We start from the raw sequence: 5575 nt of genomic DNA on the forward strand, positions 1-5575 counted from the left end.
GAATCGGTTGCCGCTAAATCCTTATCTAAACATATTAAGCAACCTTTTCTAAATGCACTTCCTATCACGAAGCCTCTTTCAGACGGACAAACAGTACTTAGTAACGCGGTTGGCTATGTACAACATATAGATATAGCAACTCTACAAGCATTGGCTAAAGAAAAGGGCTTCAAAATTCAACTTAATTGTCTACCCGGAGATTTTATTCATAAAAATTTTGCGATTACATCCTTTACAAATATTGCGGGTTTAGACTTAGATAAAATAACAAAGAAGATTAATGATGCTATACATGTTGGTGATACGCGATGGTTTGACGAAGACCCTAGATTTGGGTTTATTGCCCTAACAGAAATTGCCAGTAAAGCCCTTTCCTCAGGAATTAATGATCCTGGAACTGCTATTCAAATTATTGGTAGTCATGAACGGCTCTTTTTTTTATGGAATGAATCCATTGAAAATAAGAAAGAAAATAGCATCCTTTATGATTGCATCACAGTTCCCGACATTTCAATGATAGATTTTTTTGATGATGCTTTTCGACCTATTTCCCGAGATGGTGCTAACAACATAGAAGTGATGTTACGATTACAAAAGGTATTTAAATCAATAGAAACGATAAATCATGAGGATATAAAACAATTGGCAATGCAATATTCAAAGGAAGCTTACTATAGAGCGGAATTATCCATAAATTTTAGACCTGACCTCGATATATTGAAAAAGGAATGCTTATTCTATTATTAAAAAAACAAAAGACGGATTGTATAGCAAAAGCTATAAATAAGAAAATGGATTCACCATAGTTGGCATTCAATAAATTCAATTTTGCTACAGCATGTCTACAAAATAAAAAAAGCCCAGGTTTATTCGGCTTTTTATTAGAGCGTCAAGAAAAAATATAGAACCTGCTAATTACAGAATTAGAGAAATTTGATTCCTTAAATATTTATCTCAATTTAAAAAAAATCTCCAACCAAAAAGGTTGAAGGTTCTAAAAGTAGCGTGAACTGGATTCATTTCTTTGTTTATCAAAGTAATGGGCCATAATGGGAAGCTTGAACAACAAACCAGATTTGATACTCAAATCTATTTTTTATATCTCTCATTTCATTAAGCAAGCTTCTTAATTGAATCCACAAAAAAACCAGACACTTTCGTATCTGGTTTGTAGTAGCGAAAAACATCGAATTATCGAATCTAAATGAGTTTGTGAATTATTTTTTAAATAAGCAAATTATACAATTATTTGTAAACTGTACTTAATAAATGTTTAATTACATTTTTTAACAGCTTCAATAGTTGCAGAAACAATGAAATTTTCAACTTCTTTACCAGGGGCCCAATCTTTTATAAATTCTCTACTTTTATATTTAGGCTGAATTTTTATTTTATTAAATCCTGAATTGTTAAGAATATTTTTTAATTCTTCAATTGATGAAGCACCCGATACACATCCAGAAAAAAGTGATGGGTCGTATTTTAAATCATCAGTCAAAGGTTTAAATAAGACAATATCAGATATTGCCAATTTCCCACAAGGTTTTAAAACTCTAAAAGCTTCAGCAAAAACCTTTTCTTTTTCAGGAGACAAATTTATCACACAATTAGAAATAATTACATCAATAATTGAATCTGCTATTGGTAGGTGCTCAATTTCTCCCAAACGAAATTCTGTGTTAATATAATTGCCCTTTTTAGCATTATTCCTTGCAAGTAAAATCATTTCAGGGGTCATATCTACCCCAATAACTTTACCTGTGTCACCAACGGTTTTTGATGCTAAAAAACAATCAAATCCGCCACCGCTACCGAGGTCCAAAACAGTCTCTCCTTGTTTGAGTGCAGCTATTGCTTGTGGGTTTCCACACCCAAGGCCTAAATTTGAGCCGTCTGGTACAATTTCACATTCTTCAGACGAATAACCCAAATTACCTGAAATGTTATTATAATTATTTGATTTAGGAGTGCAACAATATTCTGGTTCGTTATTTTCCAACACTCCATTCGATAAGGCCACATTTTTATAATTTTCCATTACGGATTCTCTTATTTTGTTTATTGAAAGCTTTTCCATTGTAAATTATTTTAAAATATTAATTGTAAATAATGAAGATTAAAATAAATTAAGAGCCTTCAAATTTGAAGGCTCTTAATTCCTACGTTATCAATTAACAGAGTCTACGACTTGAATCAAATCTGCTTCTAGTACCACTACATCTTGTTCTAGTTGAGAAGCCTCTTATACTTCTTTGAGTGGTTGCTAACGTGCTTGTGTTTTTTGAGTGTTTTGTGTTTTTCATGGTGTATGTTTTAAATGAATAAATTAAAAATCACTACCAAGACTGTTTTAACTCAAAAAAGATGCAACATTTATTGATTTTTTTTTCTTAAAGACTTTTGGATTGGTTTACAATCACTTCTTATTCCTAAAGAAATTAGATTTCCTTTTTCATCTTTTTCTAGATTACCACATTCAATAATTTTCTCTTTTAAAAGGTTTCTGGCTCTCTGTATTCTACTTTTTGTAGCTGTTAAACTTAAATTTAACTTTTGAGCAACTTCTTTTTGTTTTAACTCTTCAATCTCTGACAGTTGCAGTGGGATTGCATACTTTTCAGGTAATAATTGCATTAGTGGTTTGACAATTTCATTTGCCTCTTGATAAACATCATAATCATCATTATCATAATTTTCAGGAACATTGTCAGTGAACTTGTTTTTCCTTTTTAAATAATCAATTGTTGTATTATGAGCAATCTGAAACATCCATGACCTTACATTCTTAATATTAACAGAGGAGCAACAAGAATTGTAAACCTTCATTAATACCTCGTGAGATAAATCGTTTGCTATCTCTTCATTTTTGACTTTTTTAAAGATATAATACTTTAACCCATTTTTATATTCAAGCCAGAGCGAAGAAATGTCGGAGTATTTTTTTAATTCAGTCATATTCTTAATATGTATTGATTATTTAATACAAAGGCATACAAATTTAAGTATTTATTGTTAATAGTTTTTGGCTTTGAAATGTTATGACCAAAGCCAATAGTGTATTTTCTTTAATCTCATGTATATCAAGCAATACAGGAAGTTCTAAAATAAAGAAAGTCGGTGAAAATACTGACTTTCTCTCTTTAGTAGCGGGTACTGGATTCATTTCTTTGTTTCTCAAAGAAATGGGCCATAATGGGAAGCTTGAACAACAAACCAGTGAGCTTCGGGTTATGAACTCTCTATTTTATTTTTCATCAACAGTTTTACTGAGCTCAGACACCCTCAAATTATAAAATCGTATGCAAAAACGTATGCAGTTTTTGGTTTTCAGATTATTAATAATATTTAATACAATTTAGTCAATTAATTTTTACTAGAATAAAACGGATTTTAAAGTTTATAAGATAGGTTTTTTGTAAATCAAGTTTATTTAAAAACCCAATAATAGTCTCTATTGTCTTTATTAAAATATCTATGACTCGAACCAGATATACCTTACTTCAAACCAAATATTAGAACTTTTAAAACATTTAAACGGAAAATTATAATAAAAATTAGGTGTTAAGATGCAATAATAACAGAACGAGTAGAACAAACAGAAAAAATGTCGAACCAAATCATTAAAAAACTCAATACATTTTCTGAAATAAATATCTAATTCTCTTATAAAATTACATTTGTTTTTTTAATCAAAAAACCTCCACTCAAAAAAGAATGAAGGTTTTACTCTATTTCGTTAACCTTAGGGTTATTAAATAATAATCTATACTTATAAACACGCTATTTAACGTTCAATTCAAAACTATTTAACGATAAGCCTTTTAGTTGCAATGTTACTATTGTCATCTTCAATTGTAATCAAATGCAATCCTTTTGAAAGATTTGAAACATTCAATTCTTTTTGATTATAAACTACTTTCTCAAGAGCACCAATAACGGAATATACTCTAACAACCTTTATATTTTGTAATCCGCTAATTTTAACAAATTCTTGAGCAGGATTAGGGAAGATTCTAACAAGATTATTTTTAGACATTTTATCACCCAATCCTAACGTACCTCCAAATTCAAATGCGCCAGCATCAGGCGTGCCAGTTCTTGTAGCTCCTCTTTGATCTATAGTGGGTAATGTTAACCCCGCAGCAGCAGTACAAAAATCTACTGCATTACTAGCATCTACAACAGCTAATACTTGGGTGTTTCCACCTTCATCTGTTAAAGTTCCTGTTAAACCTGCTTGTGCTGAAGTTCTTCCTTTTAAATTGTTTTTATTAGCATCATCTATAATGCTAAGAAAAGGTCCTGCATTTTCTAGGCCTCCTAAAATACAGTTTACAATATTAGTAGCATTTGCTCCTAGAAAATTTATAGCCCTGTTTGCAACGAGATCTGCATTTACAATAATAGAATTATAAGCACTAAAATTAGTATCTGAAGTACCTGTAAATCGCATTCCTTGTTTTGTTGCTGCCACATGACTATTATTATACAACGTTGCATGTACCAACTGTAAATTTATATTTGTACCTGCACCAGCACCAGTAAAGGTTGCTGATTTAGACCAAATAGAACCACCACCGTTACCACCAGAAGGACTCGTTGCATTGTTATTAGAAACAGTACTGTTTTCTAGATTCACATTTATTAAGTTGTTGTCTCCAAAACCAGGGTTTCCATTAATATAAATAGCCCCTCCATTTCTACCTGTATTATTATCTATTAAAGATTGATTGATGTTGATTGTACTATTGATAGTTACACCATTGTTTGGTGCTGCTATAAGCCCTCCACCATCTAAAGTAGAAGAATTATTTTTTATAGTACATTCTAATACATCTGCATTAGATCCTGCAATGCTTAGTCCACCACCATTCTTTGCTGAATAGTTATTTTCAATGATTAAATTTTTCAGTGTAATTTTATCTGTAACCTTATCAACATTAATTCCACCTCCATTTTCGCCACTGTTACCATTCCTAATTCCAAGGTTTTCAATAGTAACATTTAATACATCTGTATCGCCGCCTCTAATAACATTAACAACCCCAGCTCCAGAGCCGTCTGAAACTGCTGAAGCTGCCTCTTGAATAATATCTGTAGTAGGGTCTACACCTCTTAGTGTAATGCTTTTCCCAAAAGAAATAGCTTCTGTATGAGTTCCTGTGATTAATATCACATCGCCATCGGCAGAAGCATCTATTGCCTCTTGAATTGTGCCATAGGAACTACCACCTTCAATAGTGACAGTTTGCGCAGATAGCACAAGAGTGAAAATAATAAAAAATAAAAAAGTAATATTTTGTTTCATAATTTTTAGCTTTAAGTTAATTATTTATTTGATTTATATGCTTTCCATTGTTTTTGTCTTTCTACACCTATTGCCTTTTTAGTTTGATTGTAAACCTTATTTCCCAATTTTTTTAGCTCTTCTTTTCTCTTTTCTTGATCATCAGCATAGTTTTTATTTATAGCTTTATTTTCTTTAAAGCGCTCCAATTGAATTTCGTAAATGGCTTTAGATTCTTCTTTATTTAAGGATAATACCTCCGTCATTTCATCTGTAAACTTTTGAGCT

Annotated in this window: 5 protein-coding genes; 1 reads left to right on the top strand and 4 read right to left on the bottom strand. The window is 31.2% G+C overall.

The window, feature by feature from the left end; all coding sequences use genetic code 11:
- Nucleotides 1-747: DUF2254 family protein (locus tag AC15TD_RS15185; RefSeq protein ID WP_484452989.1), on the top strand; the 747-nt coding region annotated here is incomplete at its 5' end.
- A 526-nt stretch (nucleotides 748-1273) separates the two neighbouring features.
- On the opposite strand, the gene AC15TD_RS15190 is transcribed toward AC15TD_RS15185, so the two are convergent.
- The 4 genes from AC15TD_RS15190 to AC15TD_RS15205 all read right to left on the bottom strand — a co-directional run.
- Nucleotides 1274-2077, bottom strand: a complete 804-nt coding sequence (locus tag AC15TD_RS15190; protein ID WP_484452990.1) for an arsenite methyltransferase — start codon at nucleotides 2075-2077, stop codon at nucleotides 1274-1276.
- 296 nt (nucleotides 2078-2373) lie between these two features.
- Entirely contained in the window at nucleotides 2374-2955 is a 582-nt protein-coding gene (locus tag AC15TD_RS15195; RefSeq protein ID WP_484452991.1) for a sigma-70 family RNA polymerase sigma factor, read from the bottom strand.
- An 847-nt stretch (nucleotides 2956-3802) separates the two neighbouring features.
- Nucleotides 3803-5308 carry a choice-of-anchor Q domain-containing protein gene (locus tag AC15TD_RS15200; protein WP_484452992.1) on the bottom strand — a complete coding sequence of 502 codons (1506 nt, stop codon included), beginning with the start codon at nucleotides 5306-5308 and terminating at the stop codon, nucleotides 3803-3805.
- A 20-nt stretch (nucleotides 5309-5328) separates the two neighbouring features.
- Nucleotides 5329-5575, bottom strand: a 247-nt coding sequence (locus tag AC15TD_RS15205) for a hypothetical protein (protein ID WP_484452993.1), incomplete at its 5' end; no start/stop codon positions are given.

The organism is Yeosuana sp. (genome assembly GCF_057126245.1).